1 pseudogene is annotated in these 1,090 nt (G+C 47.0%); it reads left to right on the top strand.

The features are described from left to right. Positions 1-213 precede the first annotated feature (213 nt). A pseudogene (locus F6K49_RS52115) lies at positions 214-978 on the top strand (N-acetylmuramoyl-L-alanine amidase); the annotation flags it as partial. Between the last annotated feature and the right edge of the window lie 112 nt (positions 979-1,090).

Below are 1,090 nucleotides of genomic sequence, written 5' to 3'. Positions count from 1 at the left end.
CAGATTTGTTTTGGTGCGATCGCATCCCCTCGTGCTAAAGTTTCTGTCACCCTGGGCAATCAACAGATTTCCTTACTCCCTCAATCCCAAGATGCCCAACTTCCCTCCAATTTTGCCGTATTGACTGGTCAAAACCAACCTACACCTCGTGCAGTCATTAATAACTACCAGGGATGCGCTGAAGTATCACAAGCTGGTAATTTTGGCAACCCTGTGTTTCAACTAAATCTCAATGGCGAGAGAGTCAGTCAGCGGGGTACAGGTACAGTGGAAATTCTCTCTCCTAACCGCTTAGAGGTAATAGAGGTAATAGAAGAGGCTGGGGTTGCCCGCACTGGACCGAGTACTAACTATTCTCGCTTAACGCCTTTACCAAAGGGAACTAGAGCAGCCGTCACGGGCAAAGAAGGAGACTGGTTACGTCTTGATTATGGTGCTTGGATTCGCCAGAAGGAAACCAAAGTAATTCCTGGTGCAACTCCCCCGAAGTCGATTATTCGCAGTATTACTTCCCGACAGGTACCTGGAGCAACAGAAATTCTCTTTCCCCTAGAGATACCAGTACCAGTGAGTGTGCAGCAGTCCGATAAAACCTTTACCCTAACGCTACATAATCTAACCGCTCAAACGGATACGATTTTCTTGAATGATGACCCAGTGATTAAGCGCTTAGACTGGTATCAAGTGACTCCAGACCGGGTGGAGTATAATTTTAGACTCAAATCTGAGCAGCAGTGGGGGTATGACTTAAGGTATGAAGGCACTACTCTAATTCTGTCTCTGAGACATCCACCAAACTTGAGCAGTAGAAGCAGACTGGGTGTATCGACTCAGCAGTTAGCAGGAATTAAGATACTGCTCGATCCCGGACATGGGGGAGCCGAAACAGGAGCTAGCGGACCGAATGGGTATCCAGAAAAGGATGTTAATTTAGTAGTCTCGAAACTGTTGCAAAAGGAATTGGTACAACGGGGAGCAACGGTATATATGATGTTGTTGCTCGCTTTCGCAACCGGTCGGATGCGGAGGGACATTTATGGGCCCTGAAGCGATTAATGCCTGATGCGAAATTTGTGATTGTATTCGATGT

It is taken from the genome of Moorena sp. SIO3I6 (genome assembly GCF_010672095.1).
Note: the sequence above shows the minus strand (reverse complement) of the source record. Positions and strands in the feature narration are given on the sequence as shown.